Raw genomic sequence first — 24,853 nt, 5'->3', positions numbered from 1 at the left:
GGGGACGGTCGACGACTACGGGGTGGCGCTGCTGAGCCGAGCGCTGGCCCTGACGGCGACGGGGGCACCAGCGGGGGCCTACGAGGCGGCCCAGCGCGAGGGGTACTTCGGTTTGAAGACCCTGTCGCGGAGTTTTGAGGACACGCGCCCGGTTGATGTGTGGGCGCTGGATGGGCTGGCTCGGGCGGTGACCCAGCAAGCCAATCGGAAGTGAACGGACGGGACAACGCGTGCAAGACCTTCTCACCAACCTGCTCGGCGACTCACAGGGTTTCATCGCCTATGCCACCGTCTTTGGCATCCTCGTGGCCTGCGGCCTGGGGGTTCCCCTGCCGGAGGACATCTCGCTCATCCTGGGCGGCTTCCTGGCGCACAAGGGCGCCGCGAGCCTCCCGGTGATGATGGCGGTGGGCTTCGCCGGCATCCTCGTGGGTGACAGCCTCATCTTCTTCGCCGGCCGTCGGCTGGGCGGAAAGTTGGGGCGCAACGGCGATGGCAAGGGCGGAGGCTTCTTCGCGCGCATCGTCACGGCGGAGAAGCGCGCGCGGGTGGAAGGGCTCTTCGAGCGCCACGGACAGAAGATTGTCTGCATCGCGCGCTTCATGCCGGGCGTGCGCGCGGTGACGTACTTCACCGCGGGCTCGGTGGGCATGTCCTACTGGCGCTTCATCTTCTGGGATGGGCTGGCCGCGCTCCTATCCGCGCCCATCTTCGTGTGGCTCGGCTTCCACTTCGGCGGCGAGCTGGACATGCTCATCTCCAAGTTCAAGGAAGGCCAGTACGCCGTCATGGGCGTGCTCGCGGTGGCCGCCATCGGCTACTTCCTGTGGCGACGCAGCCGCGCGGCGGCGAAGAAGCAGCAGGAGAGCCTGGCTCCCAACTCGCCCGTGTCGACTCCGTCGCTCTCCTCCAACGAGTCCTCGCCCCCGAGCGCGTCTCGCAACAACGTGAAGGGCGGCTCCGAGCCGCTGTTCAAGGTGAGCTCCGCCTCCTCGGAGAAGTCGCCGGTGGTGGACTCCTCGCGCGAGCTGATGAAGCACTGACGACGCGCGTGACTCGCCCGTCACGTGCGCACGTTCGTCATTTGAGCTCATAGGAGCCGCGAGGCTCCCTGAGTCCATGGCAGGCAGGCGCGAACGGGCTGGCGACGCAGTGCGGCGACTGTTAGTCCCTCGCGCGAGTTCAGCGCGGCGGACCATGGCAGACACGACTGTGCAGGGCCCCACCCGGATGGGGTTGTTTCGGCTGACCTGGCCGATCTTCCTGGAGCTCCTCCTCTTCATGATGATGGGGACGGCGGACACGCTGATGCTCAGCGGTGTGTCCGACGACGCGGTCTCCGCGGTCGGCGTCGTCAATCAGTACCTGTTCATCTGCATCCTCATCATGGAGGTGGTGAGCAACGGTGCCTCCGTCGTGGTGTCCCAGTACCTGGGCGCGCGACGTTCGGAGGAGGCCGCGCGCATCTCCGCGGTGGCCATCACCCTGAACCTGCTGCTCGGCGTGACGGTGAGCGCGGGGCTCTTGCTCTTCGGCGATGCGCTGCTGCTGCGGATGAACCTGCACGGCATCGTGTTGGAGCACGCGCGCACGTACATGGGAATCGCCGGAGGGTTCATCTTCCTCCAGGCGCTCATCAACGTCTGCTCCAGCCTGATTCGCACCTACGGCTTCACGCGCGAGTCGATGTTCATCGCGCTGGGGATGAACGCGCTGCACGTGGGCGGCAATGCGCTGCTCATCTTCGGGCTGCTTGGCGTTCCCCGGCTGGAAGTGGCCGGCGCGGCCCTGTCCACGGTGGGAAGCCGCGCGGTGGCGCTCGTCGTGTTCGCCTGGCTCCTGTACCGGGTGATGGACGTGAAGATGCGGGCGCGCGACTACGTGACGTTCTCTCGCGACACGCTCCGGAAGATCCTCCGGGTGGGGATTCCCTCCGCCGTGGAGCAGGGCACGTATCAGTCCTGCCAGGCGGTGTTCCTCTACTACGTGACGTTCCTGGGGCCCACGGCGCTGGCCTCGCGGCAGTACGCGAATGCGATTTCCCAGTACATCTTCCTGTTCAGCCTCGCCGTCGGCATGGGCACGGCCATCATCGTGGGCCGGCTGGTGGGCGCGGGGCAGGTCGACGAGGCGTACCGTCGTGTGCTCCAGAGTTTGAAGTGGGCGGTGGCCATCACCTTCGTCGTGGACGTGGCGGCCATCCTGGTCCGCGCGCCGCTGGTGGGGTTGTTCACCCATGACGGCGACATCGTGCGGCTCACGTCCCAGGTCATCGTCATGGGGCTCCTCTTGGAGACGGGGCGCTCCTTCAACCTCGTCTTGGTGAACGCGCTGCGGTCCGCGGGGGATGCTCCGTTCACCGTGTACATGGGCTTCTTGTCCATGGTCTGCATGAGCTTGCCGCTGGGCTACGTCCTGGTCTTCAAGCTGAACCTGGGGCTCGCGGGCGTGTGGCTGGCTGTCGCCGCCGACGAGTGGCTGCGGGGCATCTCCATGTGGATTCGGTGGAAGAGCAGGGCGTGGGAGCAGAAGTCCCTGGTCGACCCGGTGGAAGCGCCCGCCGTGGTGGCCGTCGTGAGCGCGTAGCCTTCAGTCATCTCAAAGACCTGGCGTGCGCGGCGGGGGCTCGCTCCAGGCCTGGTGGCCTGGAGTGAGCAAGGCCCGCCTGGACTTGCTCATGCCCCACGCATCTCCAAGTTGATGCGGAGCTGACTTCTGGACATCCGCAGGGGAGGCGTTCGGCATGGGGCTTCAAGGCATTGGTTCGAAGAAGCGGCTGCTTTCGCTGGTGCTCTGCGCGGGCGGACTGGTGAGTGGTTTCTCGCCCGCGCTCGCGGCACCAGGGCAGGCAGCCGCGGGTCCCCAGGATGCGCCCGCGGTCGACCCCAACGCCATCAAGGCCTTGGAGGAGATGGGCGGCTTCCTGAGGAGCTTGCCTGCATTCGCGATCACGGCGGAGACGACCACGGACGAGGTCCTGGACAGTGGTCAGAAGATCCAACTGTCCTCGGAAGCAGAGCTCCGCGCGCGCCGCCCCGACAAGCTCAGGGTCGACATCAAGTCTGACCGGAAGCAGCGCCAGTTCTTCTATGACGGGAAGACCTTCACGGTGAATGGCCCGAAGGGCGGTTACTACGCCTCGTTCGATGCTCCTCCCACGCTGGCGCAGACCATCGCCACCGCCGAGCATCGCTACGGTGTCGAGATTCCATTGGTCGACCTCTTCTATTGGGGGACGGACAAGAGCGGCATCAAGGACATCCAGTCGGCTATCGACGTGGGGCCCGCCACCATCGACGGCGTGGAGACCGAGCAGTACGCCTTCAAGCAGCAAGGCGTGGACTGGCAGGTCTGGATCGAGAAGGGGGACAAGCCCCTGCCTCGGAAGCTCGTCATCACGAACACCCAGGACCCCACGCAGCCTCAGCACGTCGCGGTCCTCGATTGGAACCTGAAGCCCAACGTCGGCAACGCGGTGTTCGCGTTCAACCCCCCGAAGGGCTCCCACCGGATTCAATTCGATGCAGGCCCGTCGAATCCCGGAAGAAGCCCGTGAGCCAGGAGCCTGAACCCATGAGCCCCCATTCATTCCTGAAGTCCCTCGCGGTCGTCCTTGGCTTCGGACTGCTCGCAGGAAGCGCCGAGGCGCGTGCGGTCCGCACCACGACGAGGACTCACGTCAATTCCAACGTCAATCGGGATGTCGACGTGCACCGCGACATCGACGTGGATGTCGACCGGAACTATCACCCGGTCGCGACGGCCGCCGCCGTGACGGCGACCGCCACTGTCACCGCGGCGGCCATTGGCTCCGTGGCCCGCTCGCTTCCTCCGGCGTGTTCAACGGCCGTGGTCAGCGGCGTCACGTACCAGAACTGCGAAGGCACCTGGTACCAGCCTCGCTACTCCGGTACCGAGGTCTCCTACGTCGTGGTGAACCCGCCCAGGTGAGCCGCGAGCCCGGTGGATGGGGCAGGGCGGTGGACTAGAGTCGCTTCCCATGAAGCGACTCCTCCCCGTCTGCCTCATGGTCCTCGTGGGCTGTGCCACCACGAAAGCACGTCCGCCCGAATACGCGACGTTCATCCAGAACGACTACGCCGCGGCGCTCGCCCAGGCCCGCGCCGAGCGCAAGCCGCTCTTCATCGACTTCGGCGCGGTGTGGTGTCCGCCCTGTCGGACCATGGAGGCCCAGGTCTTCGCCGCGCCCGGCTTCATCGCGAAGGCGAAGGACTACGTCCTGCTCGCGGTGGACGTGGATGACCCCATCAATGAGCCGCTCCTCGAGCGCTTCCCGGTGGACAACCTGCCCACGTTGCTGGTGCTCGACTCCGAGACGGAGACGCCCGCGGTGCGCTGGATGGGAGGCGCGGCGCTGGAGGATGTCCTGGCGCTGCTCGACGATGCCCGGCGCGCGCTGAGCGCCCAGGTGTCGGGGCCGGATCTGCTGCTGCTCGAGGGCGACCGCGCCCATGCCCGGAGGGAGCACGAACTGGCCGCGCGGAAGTATCAGGAGGCGGTGGAGCAGGGCCCCAGGGATTGGAGCCGTCGCACCCGGGCGGTGGAGTCCGCGCTCAATGCGCTGTGGAACGCGGAGGCCTTCCAGGCCTGCGCGGAGTACGCGGTGAGGACCGTCCCCAGCCTCGACGAGGAGGGGCAAGCGGGCCCGGCGAGCACCGGCTACTCGTGCGCGAGCTACGCCAACGAACCCAAGCCCTGGGCCGCGCCGGCCATGAAGGCGCTGGAGGTCTACTTCGAGAAGGCCTTCGAGCAGGCCCAGAAGCACGGCACGAAGAGCCAGACCTGGCTCTACGACTCCATGGCGGACCTGCTCGCGGCGAGGGGCGACAAGGAGGGCGCCCGGAAGCTCTCCGAGGAGTACTACGCGAAGGTGCTCGCGTACCGCGCCGAGGAGACCACCGCGCGGGGCAGGGCAGCGTGGGACTCGCAGCTCTACAGCGCCGCCGAGTTGAGCGGGCACCTGGCGGACACCCTCGAACTCTTCGTCCAGACGGAGCGCGAGCTCCCGGACGACTTCTCCGCCAGTACACGGGTGGCCGCGAACCTCCGAGAGCTCGGCCACTATGACGAGGCGCTCGCCGCGACGGACCGTGCGCTGAAGCGGGCCCAGGGCGGCCGACGGTTGGCGGTCTGGCTGAGTCGGGCGCGGACGCTGGAGCGGGCGGGCCGCGAGGACGAGGCGCGCAAGGACCTGGAGACGGCGCTCTCCGAGGCGGAACGGCTGCCCAGGATGCAGCGGGAGTTCTCCCAGTACGCGGTGGACGCGGTGCGCGCCGCGCTGTCCGCGCTCCCAGGCGCGAAGTGAGTACCGCTATTCCAACAAGGGCCTGTCGGTCGTAAACGCGGGCCAGGTGAGCTACCTGCTGGTCTCGCGCGACGTGAGCTTCGTTGGCTTCGGCTCAGCTACATCATCGTCCGCAACTGATTCAACGGGTGGGTTGGCCCTCTCTCCAGGGCCAACCCCGCATCCCCCACCCAGGAGGAGCGAATCGTGTCCGTGCTCCAGCATGGGCGCATCCTGGAATAGGTCCAGGCGACTGGAGCGCCCCCTATCGTCAGCGCGTGCGGCAGACTGAACGGGTGCTGCCGTCCATGCTCGATATGACCGTGGAGATCCGCATCGGGCCCTGGAGCTTGTACGAGGTGTAATAGCCGTCGTTCAAGGAACAACCCATGCAGCCATTGCCATATCGATAATAGCCGCTGCTCACGTTGTAGCCGCAGGTCCCCCGCTCGCTACCGAAATCACAAAGGGTGATTGTCCCATCACTCACGAAACCCAGGGCCTGACAGGTCCCCATGCTCGGGTTCCCAGCGGCGACGAGGGCGTCGATGGGACGATTGTCGCTGGCGCCGCGGAGGGCCCACACGCTACAGAGCCCGGACGTGCGAGCAAGCAGGCTCATCATGACGTAGTCGAGGTTCGAGCCCTCACGCGTTCGTCCCCGGCGAACGCCCACATCTTCCGTGCAGAGCTCAACCCCCAACCGCATGTCGCAGTAGGCGGAGATGGGCCGGGCGCCGGTCGGGTTGATGACGTACTCCCCATCGGGAGCGCTGGGAATCGCGGCCTTCACCGCTGCGCAGCCCGCGAAGGTCGGCGCGGAGATGTTGAGCGCGAAGTCGCCGCAGCGGGTGCTGTAGCCATCGACGACAATCTTCACCCGCGTGCCGGCGGTGAGGTTCACCGTCACCGAGGACTGGAACGTCGTGCTGCTCGCATCGTCGTTGCAGCCCAGCGACGCATGGGTGGACGCATCGAGGAGCAGGAGCACCGTGTCAAAGGTGGCGCCCGTCGTGGTGAAGGTGAACATGCCGGTGGAGGGCGCGGTCCAGTAATAGGAGCGGTCCGGAGCCGTGGTCTGGGTGGTGCAGGCCGGAGTGTGCTCATCGATCGCGGCACACGTATTGTTCGTGGCGACGGGTGAGCCCAGCACGGAGCCGAGCTCGTCGGTCAGCGCCTGGCCCACCTCATCCACGGTACCGACCTCATTCCCCGGGATGCCAGCACCCGCCCGTTCCTCCTCGGGCAGCAGGCCTTCACCGCAGGACAGGCTCAGGACAGCGCAGGCACCAAGAAGAACACTTCTCCAGCCACGATCACTGATCATCGGATTTCTCCTCGTCCGGGTGCCGCATTCCCTGTGAGTCATTTCCCTCCGAATCGAACGGTCGGAGGCTTCGTCGCCGAGCAACGAGCGGCCTGTCCCGCTCGGGACTTGAGGGGACGGGCCGGTGGGAAGCGACTACAGCTCTGTCGTGAACTGCACGCGCGACTTGCAGGGGTGCGTGCCCTGGGCCACGTCGTCGAAGTCGATCATGTTGCCGATCGGGTCCTTCGGGTAGCCGGTGCCTCCCCACGGAGCGCCCGAGTTGAACCGGGTGACTCCGCCCGCCGTGGTGTACAACGGGTAGCCGGCCGAGGCGGCGGGCGTGGAGGAGATGTCCAGGTTCTTCGCGCAGTTCGTGGGAGCGCCGGCCGGGAACGTGATTCCCACCTCCTGCAAGGCGTTCGCGCGGATGTTGTAGAGCACGATGAAGGGCGACGCCTGGGACATCGTGTCGGTGCGCGGCATGAGCGTGCCCGCCGCGTTGGGCAGCTTCAGGCTGAACTGGACGGTGCCCGTCGTGCCGAAGCAGGTCTCCGGGAAACCCACGAGTTCGATAATGGTGCAGGCGGGCTCGCGCTTCTCGATGTCCGCGTTCCACATGCCCAGCCCGCCCGTGCTGATGGGGACGGCGCCGGAGATGCTGCTCGTGCCCTGCATGGTGAAGGTGGTGCCCGTTGGGCCGAACTGCATGTTGGCGGACTTCTCCTCCCACTTGCCCGTCGTCTCGTTGAACTTCCACATCGCGAGTCGACAGGTGCCGTCGGAGACACACGCCGGCATGTTACCCACCTGCGTGGGCACGGGGATGAAGCCCGTCGCGGTGGCCCCCGTCGCCAGGTTGAGGGCCGCGCCGCTGGCATCGGTGGCGCCCACGAAGACGGCGCCCACGGACTCGAGCGCGACCTGCTGCCCGCTGGAGTTCACCGCCGTGAAGTCGCCCGGCATGCGCATCGGGTCATAACTCGCGACGGTGATGCTGACCGGGCCCGTGGCCGGCACGCCGCTGGCGTTGACGAGCGTGTTCGCCTTCAGGTTCACCTTCACGCCGCTGGGCGTGGTCACCGTGCTGTCCACCGTCGGGCTGACGGTCTGCACGAAGCCCGTCTCCAGGGTGTGGTTGAGGCTCGTCTTGCTCGCCGAATAGAACTCGGTCGCCGAGGCCAGTCCGTTCTTCCGGAGGGTGAGGACGTAGCCGTTGGCCGACGCCACGACGGACATGAAGTACCGGCCGGTGGTGTCCGTGGTCCGGGAGATTCCGTTGATGACCACCGTGACGCCCGCCTGCACGGCGCCCGCCGAGTTGCGCACCGTGCCCGAGAAGACGGCCGACGTCGCGAGGTCCGCGTTAGCCTCCCGCGTCTCATCGCCCACGGCCTTCGAGTCCTCCAGCGCTCCGCAGCCAGTCGCAAGCAGCGCGGGCACGACGAAGATGCTGCACAGACGTCTCAGATTCATGGCAAGCCTCCATGCTGGGTTTGAACAGACACGAATCCACCGCGCCCCCGTCGTCTCCGGAGGCGCCCCGCCGTGATTCACCGCGACTACTGGATGTTGAGGGTGAGGGTGCCGCACCGCGTCCGGTAGCCATCCACGACGATGCGAAGCTGCCGTCCCGCCGCGAGCGTCACGGCGACGGACGACTGGAACGTGCTGGCGTTCACGTCGTCGTTGCATCCGAGCGCCGCGCCGGTGTTCGTGTCGAAGAGGGACAGCACGGTGTCGAAGGAGGAGCCCGTCGTCGACACGGTGAAGGTGCCGGACGAGGGCGCCGTCCAGGTGAAGCTCCGGTCCGGCGCGGTGCTGCCGGCGCTGCACGCGGGCGTGGAATCGTTGGTGGCGGTGCACGTGTCCGCCTGCACCAGCCCCGAGCCCAGGCTGCTCCCCAGGTCGCTCCCCACGTCGGGCGAATACAGGTCGGCCGTCGCGAGATGGCCGCTGCCACCGGTTCCGCCCGTCACCAGGACCTTCCCATTGGCGAGCAGGGTCGCGGTGTGCTCACCGCGGGGGCTGCTCATCACGCCGGCGCTCGTCCAGGTGTTGGTCGCCGGTGCGTAGAGCTCGGCGCTGTCCCGGCTATAGGCCCCCGCCGCCAGGACCTGACCGTTCGCGAGCACCGTCGCGGTGTGCATGTAGCGACCGATTCCCATGGGCGCCACCGGGGCCCAGGTGTTGGTCGCAGGGTCGAATGCATCGACACTGGGCGGCAGGCCCGTTCCGCTGTTTCCCCCCACCGCCAGCACCTTGCCGGTGGGGAGGACCGCCAGGGGGAACAGCGCTCGGGCCGTGCTCATGGAGCCCACGGACGACCAGGAGTTGGTCGCCGGGTTGTACACCTCGGCGCTGGACCAGAAGGGAGTCCCCCCGCTGTAGCCCCCCGCCACCAGCACCCTTCCATCCTCCAGCAGGGCCGCGCTGTGCTGCTTGCGGGCGCTGCTCATGGAAGGCACGGCCGTCCAGATGTTGGTCGCCGGGTCGTACAGCTCGGCCGCGTTCGTCGACGAATTGACGGGAGCGCCCCCGGCGACCAGCACCTTCCCGTTCCGCAGCCGGACCGCCGTATGGAAGGCGCGCGGGCTGATCATGGAGGCCACGTCCGTCCACGAGTTGGTCGCCGGGTTGTACAGCTCGGCCTGGGCCAGGGTGCCGGTGGGGCTCTCTCCTCCCGTGACGAGCACCCTACCGTCCTGCAACAGGGTGGCGGTATGGGCCCGGCGTCCACGGAGCAGGGTGCCGGCCGATGTCCACGTGTTGGTCGAGGGGTTGTACTGCTCGGCGGCGGTCGGGAAGTTCCAGGTCGTCGTGATGTAGAAGCCGCCCGCCACCAGCACATTGCCATTCGCCAGCCGGGTCGCGCTGTGGAGCGACCGGAGACCCAACATCGGCGCCGCAGGCGACCAACCCGCTGCCCAGGCCCCACTCCACGCCACGCTGGCGATGAGCAGGGAAATGATGAAGGCCATGCGGCTGGAAAGGTCTTTATTCACTGACATGCGCACCCCCGTTCACGGACGGTGCGATGATTATCACTTATCCCTGGATTGCAGCTAGGTAATTACTATCGTGGATTCCACGTATGACGTTGCTGAGAGGCAGCGACATCGTCTCATCCTGGAACCCGTGGGTCACCGTGTGGGCGTGAAGCACCAACATGTCCGGCGAGATCGGAAACGGCCGCCCGGAGGGTAATTCCATCACTCTTGCGTCACTCCACCACCGAGAGTGGTCTGCCTTCACGACGATTGTCATAGCACCGAGACTTTTCCTTTCTACACTCTCCGTCTAGCCTTGCTGAGCAGGTGCGAGCCGGGTTGTGGGATGGCAGAGCTGCGGAAGAAGCAAGGTCCAGCCTGATGTCGAACACAGTGAATACACATGGGGTCATGACATGCTTCGCATCCAATTGATTGTGTCGTTGACGCTGCTTGTACTGTCGAAGCCTGCCGCAGCCGAAGCTCTCAGCGTCGTCAATGTCGGTGCACCAGCGATCAACTGTGTCTTCGACACCCGTTGCACGCTGTCTGTCACCGACTCGAGCGCCACCATCCCTCTGCCAGGAACCTCCGGGACCGCGCGCTTGCAGACGCGCACGTTCACAGGAGCGACCGGTGCCCCGGCTCAGGGGTACTACGGCTACGAGTACGTGGTCGACCTGACCAATGCCACCGGCATCACCCACATCCCTTGCGTCCAGTCGCTACGAGTCTCCTTCGGTCCTGTGGCCTCCTTTCAGTACAACGGCACGGGGCCGACCGATCAGGTCTATGTCGTGACTTCCGGTGGGAGCGGCACCATCGGGCTCTCCTCCGCCAACAAGGTGGGCAATGAATTCACCTTCACCTTCGCAACCCCGGTTTGCGCTGGAGGAAGTCCCGGGACTGGAAAAAAGAGCTTCTTCTTTGGCCTTGCTTCCGCCTCGGCCCCCACGGCGGTGACCGCGGTGATCGTGAGCAGCGGAACGTCCCTCTCCATCGGGGCGCGCGCCCCCATACACGACAAGTGCACGTCCGGAGTTCCGTTGTCACCGGCTTCCGACCCGTGTGTCTCGTCGGTCTGCACGGCCGACGCGTACTGCTGCAGTTCCTCATGGGACAGCCGTTGTGTGGGCGAGGTCCGAACAGTCTGTGGCAGCCTGACGTGCTCGGAATCGGACGGCACTTGTGCGCATTCGCTCTGCACGCCAGGTGCCTCTCTCGTGAACCACTGTGACAGTGCGAAGGCTGACTGCGTTTCAGCGATCTGCGCGGTCGATCCATTCTGCTGCTCCGTTTCTTGGGACAGCCTCTGTGTAGAAAAGGTCGGGAGCGTCTGCGGCAAGAACTGCGAATGAAGCGACCGTGAATGGACACTGGGGTTTCTGGGTGGCGCCCCAAACGCTCACGGACCCACCAGACGAAGTGCGGGAGCGCCACGGAAGCGTGTCCGACCGACGGGTGACGTCCGCCGGATGCTCCCTTCCGCTCGCGCCGCAGGGATCCGCGCTGTCCGCACTCCCAGGCGCGAAGTGAGGTCCGGTGTGCCAGGTGCTCCCCCTGGCCCATTCCCTCCGTCTCCTCCCGTGACACGGTGATTTTACATCGTCGGATGCCCGGCACCGCACGGCCGTGGGTTGAATCGCGGCCTTCCCGCCACGAGACTTGCGCGCCAGCAGGCAGGTCAGCACCTTCCCGCCGCCCCATCCCCCCAGGAGAGAGTCGCATGCGCATCCTCTCGGTGCCCCTCATCGTCGCCGCCCTCCTCGCTGGTTGCAGCGAGGACCCTGACCCCACGCCCCAAGACTCGGGCGTCCCGCAGCAGGATTCGGGTGTCCCCCAACAGGATTCGGGTGTCCCCCCGGAAGACGCGGGTGTCCCGCCGGAAGATGCGGGTGTCCCGCCGGATCCGCTTCCCAGCGGCCCCGAGGTACCTCAGGGGCCGCCCAACGTGCCCGAGTTCTCTCGAGCCTTCCCCGAGCAGACACGCGCGCCGGCCATTCAATCGAAGACGGCAATCCAGGTCACCGAGATTGCTTCTGGCTTCAGGAACCCCTGGGCCATCGCCTTCCTGCCCGACCAGCGCATGCTCGTGACGGAGAAGGCCACCGGCTCGCTCTACATCGTCACTCCGCAGGGCGCGAAGTCTCCCGCTGTCACGGGGCTGCCCGCCGTGGATGCCCGTGGCCAGGGCGGACTGCTCGACGTGGAGGTCGGTCCCGACTACGCGCAGAGCAAACTCGTCTACTGGACCTATGCCGAGCCACGCCAGGGTGGCAACGGGCTGGCGGTGGCGCGCGCGAAGCTCGTGGAGGAGGGCTCGCAGCCTCGCGTGGAAAACGTTCAGGTCATCTTCCGAATGATGCCGACACTCGAGTCGACGCTGCACTCGGGGGGACGGCTGGTGTTCACCCCCGACGGCAAGCTGTTCGTCACGCTCGGAGAGCGCTCCATCCTCGCGGGCCGGGTGCAGGCTCGGGACGTGAAGAGCCACTTCGGCAAGGTGGTCCGCATCCATCCCGACGGCTCGGTGCCCCAGGACAACCCGTTCGTGAACACCCAGGGCGCGAAGCCCGAAATCTGGTCGGTGGGTCACCGCAACATCCTGTCGGCGGCGCTCGACAGCCAGAACCGGCTGTGGACGGTGGAGATGGGGCCCAAGGGAGGGGACGAGCTCAACCGGCCCGAGGCGGGCAAGGACTATGGCTGGCCCACCATCGGGTATGGCGAGGAGTACTCCGGCGCGCCCATCCACGACAGCCCGCAGGGCCCGGGCATGGAGCAGCCCGTGTACTACTGGGACCCGGTGATTGCCCCCTCGGGGATGGCCATCTACACGGGGACCCTGTTCCCCGAGTGGCGCAACGACATCTTCGTGGGAGGTCTCGTCAGCCAGGCCCTCGTGCGGCTCATGATTCGCAATGACCGCGTGGTGGGCGAGGAGCATCTCCTCAAGGGCCGCAACGAGCGCATCCGCGAGGTGGTGCAGGGGCCCGATGGAGCCCTCTACCTGCTGACCGACGCCACCAACGGCAAGCTGCTCAAGGTCACACCGCGCTGAAGTTTCCGCCCACCGCGGCGGGATTCGCGCTCCCCAGGTGACTTGGTCCTCGGGGAGCGCGTCCCGGCGCCGCGCTGAGAGGGGCGTGGTGGCGACCGGTCGTTTGGCGATTGGCCGTCAGGGGCCTCGCGCGTCAGCCCCTTCCCGGGTGTGTGCGCCTCCGGGGGGCGGTGCGGGTGGGGCTCTGGTAGACGTGGAGGAATGAGTCGACGACGTTCCTCGGAGGAACTCCACGCGCTGCTGGGGGAGCCGGCTCCGGACTGGGAGCGCCTCATCAAGGTGCTCAAGAAGCTCCCGGTGGACGTGGACCCGATGCTCGCGGCGAGGGCGGCGCTGCAGCTCCTTCCAGCGGACCGCTCGTTCTTCGGGTCCTTCGGGCAGCACTGTCAGCGGTTGCCCGCGCCTGTCATCCGCGCGGTGCTGGAGCGGCTTGAGGGGGATGTGCGTCCGGCGGTCTTCTTCCTGCGCGAGAGCGTGGACCGGGAGGGCTCCGACGAGGCCCTGTGTGCGTCGTGGCGGACAGCGCTCCAGGGGATGCTGGATTTGAATGTGACGTATGGCTGGGGCTCGAAGCAGCGCAAGGCGAAGCTCCAGGGGCTGGCGGAGAACCCCGTACTGCTCCAGGCGATCCAGACTGTCGTCGTGGCCAGCGAGGAGGTGTCCCTGGACATGCTGGCGGTGCTGACCATCGACGCGTCCGAGGCGTCGCTCGACGCGCTCATCCCCCATGTCGAGCGGGCGGTGCAGTCTCAGGGGTGGGAGTTGGACAGGCTGGAGGACCTGCGGACCCACGCGCGCTCCACGCCGGCCCTGGATGCCCTGTTCGAGCGGATGGAGGCGCTGCTCCAGGCGCGTCGTGCCCGCTCGCCGGCGCTGGAGCTGGCGCGCGCGCTGGGGTTCGGCGAGCTGGACGTCTTCTGGTTCAAGCTCTACGCGGCGGGCGGCGAGGAGGGAGACGCGCGGTCGATGACCTACCGCCACCACTGTCATCTGACGGTCGACAGCCGGGCTCCGGTCTGGTTCAGCTTCTCCATCTCCACCTGGGGCCCGGACGGGGAGCCAGGGCGAATCGTGCCGGTCTTCGACTTCGACAGCGAGGGGCTCCAGAACGACACGCTCGGGCTGGGGGCCTGCGAGCCCACGCGGTTCCCCGAGTGGATGGCCCTGGCCGCGAAGCGGCTGCGGAGCGATTGGGACCTCGAGCAGGTGTCGGTCATGAGCAGCCTGAGGGGCCGGCAGCGCACGCGGCTCGTCAAGTGGCTGAGGGGTGAAACTCCTCCTGGGAAATAGGCCGATGATTTCGGCCTGATCCGGCAGTCAATGCACGTGAACCCTCAGCCACGTCCTTGGAGACGCATGGCTGACTCAGGACGGCGCATCGCGGTCCCAGAAATAGAAAGGCCCTCGGAGCTTCCCTGCCGCCGCAAGGTTGCTCCGAGGGCCCCTCTACCGAGCAGATCCCCCGCTCGGGTCACACCCACTTCGATTCAAGCTCACAGCATGCTGGCGATGTCCTTCACCGGCTGCGGAGCGGCCTCCGTGTTGGCCAGCGCGCCCGCCGCGCCACCGAGCAGGAGCGAGGCCGGGTTCACCCGGCCCGTCGTGACGGCCCCGAGGACACCCTCCGCGGCGCCCTTCAGCGTGTTGACGTAGCCCTTGGCCGCGCCCTCGAAGACGCCCTTCGCGCCACCCTCCGAGTTGCCGATGCCCGTCAGCACGTTGCTCACCGCCGGCAGGAACCACAGGTGCTTGCCCGCCTCACCCGCGGCCCACTGGAAGTTGTCCTTGTTGCTCCCGTCCGCCTTGACGTGCGTGTCCTTCGTCGTCGGCAGCTTCTGCTCGCCCAGGAACGAGTAACCCTGCTCGGCGAAGTCCTTCACCATTCCGGCCTCGGTGCCGTGCCGCGCATCACCGCTCTTCGTGATGCCCTCGATGTTGCCGTCACCCTTGCCGTTCTTCACCTTGCTGTCCCGGTCCCCACCGGTCGACGCCTTCGCGCTGTCGATGAACTCCAGCACCTTGGCCAGGCGGAACACCGCGTCCGGGTTCTGCTTCGCGTCCTTCAGGTCCAGCTTGGGGTCGATGCCCGTCTGCTTGCAGAGCTGGTCGAACTTGATGTCCTTCTGACGGCCCAGGTTCTTCAGCGCGGGCGAGTCGTCGACGATCTGCGCCGCCGAGCGCTTGTCCCCGGCCGGGCGCTTGTCATTGGCGCTCGGGATGCCCGAGGACTCCGGCTCGGCCTGCGGCGCGGCGCGCGGCGTGGCCTCACGGGCCGGCGCGAAGTCCCTCAACTGCGGGGGCAGCCCGCGCGGCGCGGGGTTGACGGGCTCCTGAAGCGAGGGCGGAGGAGCGAAGTCCTGGAGTTGCGAGGGCAGCCCACGGGGAGCGAAGTCGACGAGGCCCGGCAGCGAGGGCACCTGCATGCCCTCCAGCATGTTCGGCGTCATCATCGGCGGCGCGGTGGGGAGCCCGAGACCCTGCGGGAGCCCGTCCATCGAGGGCAGGCCCCTCGGCATGGGCGCGTTCATGGGCGAGAGGGTGTCCATCGCAGGCATCCCGCCCATCCGCATGGGGGCGTTCATGGGCGAGAGCTGCTCCATCGACGGCAGTCCTCCGGCCATCATGGGCGAGAGCGCCTGCATCGCGGGCTGTCCTCCGGCCATCATGGGCGAGAGCGCCTGCATCGCGGGCAGGGCGGCGCCTGACACATTCGAGAGCGTCTCCATCGCGGGCAGGGCGGCGCCCGACACATTCGAGAGCGCATCCAGCGCGCGCGTGCCCCGACCGCCGGACGCGGGGTTCCTGCCCTCGAACCCATCCGTCGGCCGCTGCGCCTGCGAGGGCGCACCCGAGGGGTTGCGAACCTTCGCGTCCTGCTGCGCGGGGACAGCGGAGGGCGTCTTCTTCGGAGGGGTGACCGAGGCGGAGTCCGGCGTGTTCTGACGCAGCTTGGAGGGGGAGAGAGACGAGGGCTTGGTCTTGATCATGGGCGTCACCTGTTTCAGGACAGCGATGGGGGACCGTCGCGGCGAGGAGTTCGTCGTCTCGCCCGTGCATTCCCTCATTGCAGCGCGAATGCCAGCCACTCTGTCTCCGCAACCCCGCGACTTCACTGGAGCGGAGCGTTCCACTTGGGCCCCCAGCCGATGACTGCAGTCATCAGGGGACTGGCTCCAGTCATCAGCGCGCGGCGCGCACCCGTGACGCCGGACCCCGGGTGCTCGGCTCCGCGCGTGACGCGTGGCCGGGTTCTTCAGTACGGCCCGCCGCCCACCGCGGAGACGAGGTGGCGGAGCGGTGCTTTCATGCTCTCGACCATGACCGGCTCCGGTTCAACGACCCGACGGGAAGGTGCGCGGTCGCCTCGGCAGGCACGGTAGTCTTGACGCGCCGCCTTCAGACCCGCCAGGTTTCCGTCAATCGTCCTGACGCAGACCCCGCACGCACGAGCTTCGCCCAACCACGCTTCGAAGCGCCTCTTCCAGGGAGCCAGTGCGATGAACCATATCAAAGGCTACGCTGTCATCGACGACGAGATGCGAATCGACGGGCTGCATGTCATCGAGGTGCGTCACGCGCCCGCGCTCGTCTTGCCTACGCATACGCACGACACGGCGAAACTCGGCGTCTTGCTGGCGGGCGGGGGCAGTGAACGGGCCGGGGTCGAGCTCGAGAGCCACACGCCGCTCGCCCTCTTCACGCGTCGACCCTATCGCCCTCACGAAACCCAATACCACGCGCAGGGCGCTCGCTTGCTGTTCGTCCAGATGGACCCCGACGACCGACGGGCGCGCGCCGCAATCGACCCGCCCCGCCTCGATCCCGCTACCGCCCTGCAACTCGGAGGGCACCTGGTGCGGGCGTTCGGCGAGCTCCGCTCGCGCCGGAGCCGTCTCGTACGTGATGCGGCCCACATGATTCTGCACACTCTCAATGAAATGCGCCGACCGCGCCCGCCAGCCTGGCTCGACGAGGCACGCGAGCTCCTCGTGGCGAACATGGTCCGGCCGCCAACGCTGAGAGAACTCGGGCGCGTCGTCGGCGCGCACCCCGTGCATCTCGCGCAATCTTTTCGCGCCCACTGGGGCATCACGACGCGCCACTATTTGCGCGCCCATCGCGTGTTTCGCGCGCTGGAGTTCATCGACCGCGGGGTCGGGCTCGCCGAAGCGGCGGCGGCGGTCGGCTTTGCCGATCAGAGTCATATGACGAGGGCCATTCGCCTCGAGCGGGGCGCCCCGCCAGGGGCGCTGCGACGGCAGTCGCCGACGTGAGACGCGTTCGCGACGGATGGGGCGCGGCCCACGACGCGCGTCGCGGGGCAGGCCGCCCTAATCGCGTTCAAGAACCGCCGTATGCCCGCAGGTAATGTGAGCCTCTGCCGGGCCTTACGTCACCCCACGCTCGAGAGGTGCCTGGGCCCCATCCAACGCACGCGTCACACCAGGAGGGCTTCGCCATGGAGAAATCAATCGCGCGCATCGAACCGACGTGGTTCGGTCGTACAGCCGGGGCGTTCGTGGCCCTCGCTCTCGCCAGTATTACCTCGCAGGCCCACGCCGCGAGCGCGCACAAGGCCGGCGAGGTGGTGATGGAGACCGCGTCGGCGAAAACGGCCGGGGGCGAGACGGTCCGGTTCGAGATAGGCACCCTCTACGTGCCAGAAAACCGGGCCGTCCCGGGCAGCCGCGTCATCGGCATCGGGTTCGCCCGTATCCGTGCGGCACAGCCCACCGGCGCTCCGCCAATCTTCGACATGGCCGGCGGGCCCGGGAGCAGCAATCTCAGAGCCTTTGTCGACGGAGACCCCTACGGACAGGATCTGCTCCAACTCTTCGTAAGGCTCAGCGCCGCGGGCGACGTCGTGGTCTTCGACCAACGCGGCTATTCGAAGCGCGGAGAAGTGCTGGAGTTCGCCTGGCCACAACAACCCCTGGACAGGCCGGGTTCGCCGTCGGCCGACGCCGCGAACATGGTGAAGGCGGCCCGAGAAGCAATCGCGGCCCACCCGGACAAAGACCTCGCCGGGTACACCATCGTTCAGTGCGCCGAAGACGTGAACGATCTGCGGCGGGCCCTTGGGTATGACAAGATCACGCTATTCGCGGAGAGCTTCGGGTCGCAGTGGGCCTTCGCCGTGATGCGGCTTCACCCCGAAATCGTGGCCCGCGCGCAGTTGGCGGCCGTCGAGCCGCTCGACTTCGGGTACGACATGCCCTCGCACGTCCTCGCGGCGCTTCAACGCATCGCCTTCGACGCCGACCGAGACCCCGGGCTCGCGCCCTACCTGCCGAAGGGCGGCATCATGACCGCGTTGCGTGCGGTGCGCGACCGCTTCGCGCGCGCGCCGATCAAGGTCAAGGTCAAGGACGAGATGACGGGGAGGGTTCAAGAAGTGGTGCTCGGGGTCAAAGAGCTTCGCGACTCGCTCGTCGTGCCCGCCCACGTGTGGCCGGCCTTCGTTCTGTCGCTCTATCATGGCCACTATGACGACTGGGCGCGCGCGCTCGTGAAGCAGAACAAAGACAACCAATTTCCCCTCATCGGCCCGCTGATTGATACGAGCCTGGGGGTGACGACGGCCCGCGAGCACCTGCTTCGAACCGACCCGGGCGGAGATCTCCTGGGCATGGGCGCACTCGACGCGTACACCGCATCGGCGCCGGTCTGGCCAAGCCCGGACGTGGGCGACGACCTGCGGGTGCCGGTGTTGAGTTCCACCCCGGTGCTCTTCATTCACGGCGATTGGGACACGTCTACGCCCGTCGAAAACACACTGAGCATGCTGCCGTATTTTCCGAACAGCCGAACAATCCTGGTGCACCGCGGCAGGCACGGCGCTCGCTATGCCCTTCTCGATCAACAGCCCGCCGCCCGGGCGGCAATCATCGAGTTCCTCAAGACCGGCGACACCCGCGCGGTACCGACCCACGTGACGCTGCCCGCCCCGCCTTTCAGGCGGCCCGCTTTCCCGGCGCCCGAAAAGCCTTCGGGCCCCTAGGCGGAGGAGCCGAGGAGGGCCGCTGACTGCGTACCGGGCCCAGGACTGGGGGCATGCGCTCTGGCGAGTGGACCGACTTTGAATACAGGGGCGCGTGCTACCAACCCGCATGGCACGCTACACCTGATGGCGTTGAGCAAGCAGTGCGGCTTCGTGACCGAAGTGTCTGTCATCGGGCGTACCGCATGCTCATGATCGTCATGGAGGACCGCGCTTTCTCAGACAAGGAAAGCAAAGCAGCTTCGTCACGAATTGTTCGCTGGAGACACGCTGCCGAGCGAGACCCGCGAGGGTGAGGCGACTTCAGTGTCTGAGCTGGCGAAGCAGAGCGGGTCTTGGCATTTTCGTTGAACCGTGGCGCCCTTGGTGCCATGAGCATGTGTCATGCCGAGGCTGTTCCCTCCCAGCGAACAAATGATGCCGTTCGTGCCTTCTGTCAGGCTGTTCGCGCCTGGCGAGCAACTGGCGCCCTTCGTGCGTTCGATCATGGTGCTCGAGGGAGGCCAGGAAGGGACGCGCACGTTGCTTCCCGACCCCGGCATCACTCTCGGCATCGCCTTCAGGGGCTCCGCGAGCCAGATTCAGGGGCGCTCCGAGCGCAAGCTCCCAAGCAGCGCCATCTCAGGCATGGGCTCCATCGTGCGCCGGATACGGGCCTCGGCGAACGGGGGGAACGTCCTCGTGACGTTCAAAGAGGCAGGGGCCGCGCAGTTCTTCGCGGAGCCCTTGCACGAGTTCCTTGATACGATTCAGGCACTCGACGATCTGGTGCCACGCGCAGATGTGGATCGCCTCTCGTCCCGCATAGCGGATTCGGAGAATGCTACGGAGCGGTCGGAGCTTGTGGAGCAGTTCTTGTGCGCACGGTTGAGGCCTCGGGAGCCCGATCGGATTGTCGCAGCGGCAGTGCGCGCCATCCGCGCGGCTCACGGCTCGCTTCGGATTGGCGCGCTCGCCAAGTCACTCCACATCAGCCAGGACGCGTTCGAGAAGCGCTTCCGCCGCACCGTCGGCACGTCACCCAAGCACCTTGCGTCCATCATCCGGTTGCGCCAGGTCGTCGACTCCTACCGACCGGGCATGAGCCTGTCGCGGCTATCCCTCGACGCTGGCTATTGCGATCAATCTCACTTCCACCGTGAATTTCGGGCCGCTGTAGGATCCGCGCCAAACCGCTTCTTCAAGTCGGAAGAGTATTACTGACGCGTTGGGGCGGCGTCGGGCCCGGCTCCACATCCTTGAGCCAGGCCACGATTTCTCCGTGCCTGGTCAATCCTTGCTTGGCGACAAGCCTGGCGAAGTCCTCCAGTCCGTGCCCGTCTTCTCCTTGATGGAGTCGAGACACGATTTGAATGACATGCATTCTCCGGAGGTCAGGGCTTTGCGGCCGGCATCGGCTCGTCGAGGAACGCCGGGACGATGGGCTCCAGGAGATCCGTTCGAGTCAGGATGCTCCAGTGGCTCACACCCGGCAGCACGGCCAGGCGGGAGCTCGGCGGGTTGCCCATCGCGCCGTCTGCCTTACCGCCGCCCAGCACTCCAAGCATCTCGACGAGGTGGGCTGGAGGCATGTTGTCGGTGTCCCCGGCCACGATCAGCGTCGGCGCCTTGAGGGTTCGAAGGGTGTCCGTCCAGTCATACTCTTCCCCAGCCAGCAGCTGCCTCAGCTTGGACACCAGCACGGGCCAATCTCCCGGCCTGGGCGCAACCCGGACATAGGCCTCGTGCGGGGGAGAGCCTGCCAGCGCGTCGGCGTCCATGTACGCCATCCCAGCCCGAACCTCGGGGTACCAGCCGTTGCTCTTGAAGGGCGCCGAGACGACCACCAGCTTGCGCACCACGCTCGGATGCCGGATGCCCAGCTGAATCGCGACGCCGCCTCCAAGGGAGAAGCCGCAGACGTCCGCGCTCTCGAACCCAAGGTGCTTGATGAGCGCAGCGATGTCGTCCGCCATCAGCTCGTACTTCATCGGGCGATCGATGTCCGCCGTGCGGCCATGGGCCTGGAGCTCCACCGCGATGACCTGCCGGCTCCGGGCGAGCGTCGACAGAAAGGGCTCCGTCGTATCGATGGTAGACAATCCACCGTGGAGCATCACCACCGGTCTGCCGGTGCCATGAAGCTCGTAGTACAGATTGATGCCGTTCACCGACGCGTAGGCGCCCCGGGTGCGATTCTCCGGGGCCTTGGGGGGCGGGTTTTCAGAGTCGCATCCCGTCACCCAGAGGGTCGAGCAGAGGATGGCCATCACAGCGAGCGTGAACCTGTTCATTGTCTTCATGGAGTTCTCTTGAAGTCCCTGCGGAGTTGAATGTCTCAGTTGAAAACCAGCGATTGCTTGCGAGTTCTTCGGAGTGGCCTTGGCTGCGCCATTCGCCGCCCCCGAGTCACTGCGCCTCACGAAAGGGGAGGATGGAGCGCAATCGCTCATTGCGCAGCCAGAGCCCGACCCACAGGAACGCCGCGAAGTAGACGGGGGAGAGCACATGCGTGAAGAGCGGACTCTCGACTCGAACGTGGGTCGCGATGGCGCCGCCCAGGTAGCCTGTCCACAGCACCGCGCCGAGCACCGAGGTGCGCGGGATGAGGTACACCGCGAGGAACACGAGCTGGAGCACTCCCAGTCCTACGACGACGCTCGCGGGGTAGCCGAGCTGGAGGGTGCCCTCCACGAACTGCGGCGCGGAGAGCACCTTGCCTACGGCGTCGAAGATCAGGAAGAGGACGGCGAGGCCGCTCAAGATGCGCCCCGTCCACAGGGCTTTCTTTGAAGCACCGGCAGAGTGGGGGGTTGAAACGGAAGAGGACGAAGCGGCGTGGACTGCGGTCAAGGGGGCTCCGTGAGGGGGAAATCGGTCTCGATGCATGGACTTGCCAGCCCCACCGAAATCATCGGCTGGCCGCAAAGAAGTATTCGTTGGCCCGCCATGGGTCTTGAACGAATTCATTGACCTGCTCTCTTCAATGCTCAATCACTCGCCTCCAACTCGAAGGGTCTCCGAACTGGAATGGCGTTGTGCGTGGAAGGAGCGCTGCCAGGCTTCCGTCAATTGCCCCGAAGGGCGAGGGACAGATTTTCAGTCCGGACCTAAGGACGGGGGACAGCCCCGCATACCTCACGGGGTTGCCTGCCAAGGAGCGGCGGATGTTCAACCCACGGGACTTCAAGTCTCGCGAGCTCAGGGTCCGGGACACAGTCACCGTGGCCCTGGGCGGTTCGCGGTCCCTTCCGGAGGTCCTTGAAGCGACTCGAGCGCCGCTTCTCGAGTTCGTCCAGGCCGACTCCATGGCCCTGTGCCTCATGCGCGTCGCGCCTTCGCTCGACTTCCGATGGCACGTCCCCGGCCACCCCATCCCGATACTCAAGGAGTACGCCGGACTGGTCGACCATGACTTCCTCCGGGCCCCCATCCTCGCCCAGCCCGAAGTGCCCACCTGCGACACGCAGCTGCTCTCCCGAGGGGAGTACGAACGAACCCTCGTCTACCAACGCAGCGTGGAGCTTGAGCTGCCGCTGGAACACATCATGGCCGTCCTCGTGCCCATCCGCCCCGGCGTCGTCGGCGCCTTCGCGTTCTACCGGCACACGCGGTCCGCCTTCTCCTCCCAGAGCATCACCGCGCTCTCCAGCCTCACCAGGCACCTGGCCAACTCCGTGGGCAACTGCCAGGACTACCAGGACCTGACTGCCCGCACCCAACTGCTCCAGGAGCTCTTCCAACGCAAGGACTCCGCCTTCCTCATCCTGGAGCCTCCCACGCGTGAGGTGTTCCGCTCCCCGCACGCCACGGCCCTGCTGGAGCGCTGGTTCACCCCTTCGGACGTACACGCCTCCGGCCTCCCTCGCGTCCTCAAGGAGCGACTGGACGCCCTGGCTCGGATGGACTTGGACTCGCGGCTCGGAAGGACTTTATGGGTCATCAATCATCCCGAGGGCTACCGCACGTGCCGGTTCGTCGAGCTGCCCGCCAGTGACGGCCCCCGCCAATGGGCCCTCCTGCTGACCGAGTTTCCCCACTCCATCCCGCTCCCCTTGCACATGCAGCGCGAGCTCACGCCCCGCGAGCTCGACATCGCGAGGGGTGTGCTTCGAAACTGGTCCAACGGACAGATCGCCGATGAGCTCAAGATCTCGGGCCAGACCGTGAAGACCCACGTGCGAAACCTCTTCGGCAAGCTGGGCGTCGATGGTCGCGCCGATTTCCTCTACCAGGCAGCCCTCCTCAACAGGCCCGTGTGAGGCGTCCTCCCGAAGGCCAGGGTTCCAACGGGAGGTTCCCCCAGCCTGCGTGCGGTTGTCTCTACCTCGCGAGGGGTAGGGTGGAGGCGCCGCCCTCACGGAAGATGCACGGGTAGACGCTCCGGGCGACGCGGGCCGAGAAGAGGATGGCCTCCTGGTCCTCCGGCTCCGTCAGTCGTCCGAGAAGCCGCGCCATCTCCGCCACGTGGTCGCCATCCAGTGCCCCGTGGCTGCGCAGGAACGTCACGGACTTGTGGATGTTGGGAATGGCGGACACTTCCTTCAGTCGCCGGGCCCACACGCCCGCCCGCGTCTGCGACAGGTACTCCAGCACGTACGCGGTCCCCAACACCGCCGTCGGCACGCCCGCGCGGGACGTGAAGAAGTTCCACCCCGTATAGGCCTCCACCGCCGGGCTCCGCGCCGCCGTCTCCACGGACTCCTCCGAGCACCCCAGGTTCTTCAGGTCCGACAACAGCCACCGGTCGTGCCCCCGTTCCTCCTCCCCCTTCTGGATCAGCAACTGCGCCAGCTCCGGGTGCCGGCCCAGCCGCTTCAGCCGCTCGCCCGCCTCGCCGAGGATCGGCGTGCTCCATCGGGCGTAGTGGTACGTCTGGACGAGGTAGTGGATGTAGCCCGCCGTATCGAGGGTGCCCTCGAAGAGGCGGTGGCCGTCGGGCCGCGCATCCACCGCCGCCACCAGCCCTCGCGCCTCCGCGTCCAGCTCCACCAACCAAGTCGTTCCCGCGTGATTCTTCGCCTGTGTTCGCACGTACGTCTCCTGTCCGGTGCCCATGGGGCTCCCGGTCGCCGCGTGTTGAAGGTGAAAGGAAGGGAGCAACCGCTCCGGTCTAGGCGGTGGGACTCACGTCGTTCTCCATCGCGTGGAAGCGCGCCACGGAGTCCGCCGGAATTTCATCGAGCGCCATGACGAGCGGCAGCGTGAACCACTGGAAATACGTGTCGTAGAGCGGCTCCGCGATGAAGCGCGCCCCCATCGTCCTGGCGAAGAGCGAGGGCGCCCTGGGCAGCCGCAGTCCGTCCAACAGCCCCTGCGCCGCCTGTGCCCGTTCTTCGGGCGTGTAGAAGGGACTGCGGGGCCGCACCGGGGCCCTACACGGGTCGGTCACGGCCACGCGCCAGTGAGGACTCAGCCATCCCCGGTGGGCAGCCACCTGCCAGGAGAGGAGCGCGTCCTCGGGCGAGTCCGTCTCCAGGTTCGCGGACGCAATCCAGTGCGTCACTCCGCGCCGCCGGCTCTCCGCGTACATGCCCGCCTGCAGCCACGTGACGGCCTCCGAGCGCCGCCACTTCGGCAACACGCAGAAGCGCGAGGGCTCCGCGAACAGCCTTCCCGGCCGGAGCAGGCCCGAGAGGTCCACTCGCTGCTCCATCTCGAGCCCCACCTTTGCACCCAGGTTCGCCGCCACCTCCGCGTTGGGCAACGCGACTCGCATGGTCGCCACCGGCTCGTCGCCGGCATGGACGAGCACATGCACCGTGGTGTCGAGCGTGTCGACGCACGTCACCTCCCGCCGAGACAGCGCGGACTGCTCGGGCAGCAATCCCAGTTCTCCGCCGAAGACAGCCCAGCGGATGCGAGCCACGTCATCGAGCTCCCGCTGGGTCGCGGCAACACGCCAGCGCCATTGCCTGCACGTCATGGGTACTCTCCTGGTAGCGAAGCGGGCCGGTGTCTCACCGCCCTCGCACGTCCTTTCGTCGCAGGTGACTCGAGTTCGACCGCGGCCCCGAGACAGGCCTCGCGAGCCGCTGCGCACGTGCTCTGCTCCAGCGGGTAACAGTTCGCCCCATCACAACGGCGTCCAGGTCTCTCCAAGCCGTTGACGGGTTCAGAGCCCACAACGAATGGAGAACATGCACATGACGCAGTGGAAGCGAGTCCTCACGTGGCTGCCGCGTCGGACCTCCATGTCCGAGTCGCGGCA

Annotated in this window: 21 protein-coding genes and 1 pseudogene; 13 read left to right on the top strand and 9 right to left on the bottom strand. The window is 66.9% G+C overall.

The window, feature by feature from the left end; all coding sequences use genetic code 11:
- The 6 genes and pseudogenes from FJV41_RS04265 to FJV41_RS04240 form a co-directional block, all read left to right on the top strand.
- Positions 1–214, top strand: a pseudogene (locus tag FJV41_RS04265) (hypothetical protein); the annotation flags it as partial.
- Positions 215–230: 16 nt separating this feature from the next.
- The gene (locus FJV41_RS04260; protein ID WP_141641112.1) at positions 231–1,043 is read left to right on the top strand and encodes a DedA family protein; all 813 of its coding nucleotides are present in this window, start codon (positions 231–233) and stop codon (positions 1,041–1,043) included.
- A gap of 154 nt (positions 1,044–1,197) precedes the next feature.
- On the top strand, positions 1,198–2,586 hold the full coding sequence (locus FJV41_RS04255; RefSeq protein WP_141641111.1) for an MATE family efflux transporter: 1,389 nt from the start codon (positions 1,198–1,200) through the stop codon (positions 2,584–2,586).
- Positions 2,587–2,743: 157 nt separating this feature from the next.
- A complete protein-coding gene (locus tag FJV41_RS04250) occupies positions 2,744–3,556 on the top strand; it encodes a DUF2092 domain-containing protein (protein WP_141641110.1) in 813 nt (270 codons plus the stop codon).
- Between the two features lie 17 nt (positions 3,557–3,573).
- Positions 3,574–3,951 carry a hypothetical protein gene (locus FJV41_RS04245; RefSeq protein ID WP_141641109.1) on the top strand — a complete coding sequence of 126 codons (378 nt, stop codon included), beginning with the start codon at positions 3,574–3,576 and terminating at the stop codon, positions 3,949–3,951.
- 49 nt (positions 3,952–4,000) lie between these two features.
- Complete coding sequence (locus tag FJV41_RS04240) at positions 4,001–5,326, top strand: tetratricopeptide repeat protein (protein WP_181790376.1); 1,326 nt, start codon at positions 4,001–4,003, stop codon at positions 5,324–5,326.
- A gap of 250 nt (positions 5,327–5,576) precedes the next feature.
- Here the strand turns inward: FJV41_RS04240 and FJV41_RS04235 are convergent, their stop codons facing one another.
- From FJV41_RS04235 to FJV41_RS04225, 3 genes are all read right to left on the bottom strand, one after another.
- Positions 5,577–6,500, bottom strand: coding sequence for a fibrinogen-like YCDxxxxGGGW domain-containing protein (locus tag FJV41_RS04235; RefSeq protein ID WP_141641107.1), 924 nt, complete (start codon positions 6,498–6,500; stop codon positions 5,577–5,579).
- Positions 6,501–6,767: 267 nt separating this feature from the next.
- A complete protein-coding gene (locus tag FJV41_RS04230) occupies positions 6,768–8,087 on the bottom strand; it encodes a carboxypeptidase-like regulatory domain-containing protein (protein ID WP_141641106.1) in 1,320 nt (439 codons plus the stop codon).
- A gap of 86 nt (positions 8,088–8,173) precedes the next feature.
- Positions 8,174–9,592 (bottom strand): Kelch repeat-containing protein, encoded by a 1,419-nt coding sequence (locus FJV41_RS04225; RefSeq protein ID WP_181790374.1) that lies wholly within the window; start codon positions 9,590–9,592, stop codon positions 8,174–8,176.
- A gap of 425 nt (positions 9,593–10,017) precedes the next feature.
- Here FJV41_RS04225 and FJV41_RS04220 point away from each other — a divergent pair, with 425 nt between their 5' ends.
- From FJV41_RS04220 to FJV41_RS04210, 3 genes are all read left to right on the top strand, one after another.
- Positions 10,018–10,959, top strand: a complete 942-nt coding sequence (locus tag FJV41_RS04220; RefSeq protein WP_141641104.1) for a hypothetical protein — start codon at positions 10,018–10,020, stop codon at positions 10,957–10,959.
- 368 nt (positions 10,960–11,327) lie between these two features.
- The gene (locus FJV41_RS04215) at positions 11,328–12,662 is read left to right on the top strand and encodes a PQQ-dependent sugar dehydrogenase (RefSeq protein ID WP_174488700.1); all 1,335 of its coding nucleotides are present in this window, start codon (positions 11,328–11,330) and stop codon (positions 12,660–12,662) included.
- 201 nt (positions 12,663–12,863) lie between these two features.
- Positions 12,864–13,952, top strand: a complete 1,089-nt coding sequence (locus tag FJV41_RS04210) for a hypothetical protein (RefSeq protein WP_141641102.1) — start codon at positions 12,864–12,866, stop codon at positions 13,950–13,952.
- Between the two features lie 203 nt (positions 13,953–14,155).
- Here the strand turns inward: FJV41_RS04210 and FJV41_RS53100 are convergent, their stop codons facing one another.
- Positions 14,156–15,649 carry a hypothetical protein gene (locus FJV41_RS53100; RefSeq protein ID WP_220137828.1) on the bottom strand — a complete coding sequence of 498 codons (1,494 nt, stop codon included), beginning with the start codon at positions 15,647–15,649 and terminating at the stop codon, positions 14,156–14,158.
- 510 nt (positions 15,650–16,159) lie between these two features.
- Between FJV41_RS53100 and FJV41_RS04195 the strand changes: the two genes are divergently transcribed.
- The 3 genes from FJV41_RS04195 to FJV41_RS04185 all read left to right on the top strand — a co-directional run bounded on the left by FJV41_RS04195 (position 16,160) and on the right by FJV41_RS04185 (position 19,866).
- The gene (locus FJV41_RS04195) at positions 16,160–16,936 is read left to right on the top strand and encodes an AraC family transcriptional regulator (RefSeq protein WP_181790372.1); all 777 of its coding nucleotides are present in this window, start codon (positions 16,160–16,162) and stop codon (positions 16,934–16,936) included.
- A gap of 185 nt (positions 16,937–17,121) precedes the next feature.
- Positions 17,122–18,663 carry an alpha/beta hydrolase gene (locus tag FJV41_RS04190; RefSeq protein ID WP_141641099.1) on the top strand — a complete coding sequence of 514 codons (1,542 nt, stop codon included), beginning with the start codon at positions 17,122–17,124 and terminating at the stop codon, positions 18,661–18,663.
- 384 nt (positions 18,664–19,047) lie between these two features.
- The gene (locus FJV41_RS04185) at positions 19,048–19,866 is read left to right on the top strand and encodes a helix-turn-helix domain-containing protein (RefSeq protein ID WP_141641098.1); all 819 of its coding nucleotides are present in this window, start codon (positions 19,048–19,050) and stop codon (positions 19,864–19,866) included.
- Here FJV41_RS04185 and FJV41_RS56875 read toward each other — a convergent pair.
- From FJV41_RS56875 to FJV41_RS04175, 3 genes are all read right to left on the bottom strand, one after another.
- Complete coding sequence (locus FJV41_RS56875; protein WP_438616730.1) at positions 19,844–20,026, bottom strand: DUF4287 domain-containing protein; 183 nt, start codon at positions 20,024–20,026, stop codon at positions 19,844–19,846. The genes FJV41_RS04185 and FJV41_RS56875 overlap by 23 nt on opposite strands.
- Before the next feature lie 10 nt (positions 20,027–20,036).
- Positions 20,037–20,945 carry an alpha/beta fold hydrolase gene (locus tag FJV41_RS04180; RefSeq protein ID WP_141641097.1) on the bottom strand — a complete coding sequence of 303 codons (909 nt, stop codon included), beginning with the start codon at positions 20,943–20,945 and terminating at the stop codon, positions 20,037–20,039.
- 106 nt (positions 20,946–21,051) lie between these two features.
- The gene (locus tag FJV41_RS04175) at positions 21,052–21,405 is read right to left on the bottom strand and encodes a DoxX family protein (protein WP_281291374.1); all 354 of its coding nucleotides are present in this window, start codon (positions 21,403–21,405) and stop codon (positions 21,052–21,054) included.
- Positions 21,406–21,809: 404 nt separating this feature from the next.
- Here FJV41_RS04175 and FJV41_RS04170 point away from each other — a divergent pair, with 404 nt between their 5' ends.
- Positions 21,810–22,904: a helix-turn-helix transcriptional regulator gene (locus FJV41_RS04170; protein WP_141641095.1), complete on the top strand. Its 1,095-nt coding sequence runs from the start codon at positions 21,810–21,812 to the stop codon at positions 22,902–22,904.
- A gap of 61 nt (positions 22,905–22,965) precedes the next feature.
- Here FJV41_RS04170 and FJV41_RS04165 read toward each other — a convergent pair whose 3' ends face one another.
- Both FJV41_RS04165 and FJV41_RS04160 read right to left on the bottom strand, forming a co-directional pair.
- Positions 22,966–23,676: an iron-containing redox enzyme family protein gene (locus FJV41_RS04165; protein WP_246136980.1), complete on the bottom strand. Its 711-nt coding sequence runs from the start codon at positions 23,674–23,676 to the stop codon at positions 22,966–22,968.
- 79 nt (positions 23,677–23,755) lie between these two features.
- Positions 23,756–24,568, bottom strand: coding sequence for a GNAT family N-acetyltransferase (locus FJV41_RS04160; RefSeq protein WP_141641093.1), 813 nt, complete (start codon positions 24,566–24,568; stop codon positions 23,756–23,758).
- Positions 24,569–24,853 lie beyond the last annotated feature (285 nt).

The sequence above is a fragment of the Myxococcus llanfairpwllgwyngyllgogerychwyrndrobwllllantysiliogogogochensis genome (assembly GCF_006636215.1).
In the GTDB taxonomy this organism is placed as follows: Bacteria; Myxococcota; Myxococcia; order Myxococcales; family Myxococcaceae; genus Myxococcus; species Myxococcus llanfairpwllgwyngyllgogerychwyrndrobwllllantysiliogogogochensis.
Note: the sequence above shows the minus strand (reverse complement) of the source record. Positions and strands in the feature narration are given on the sequence as shown.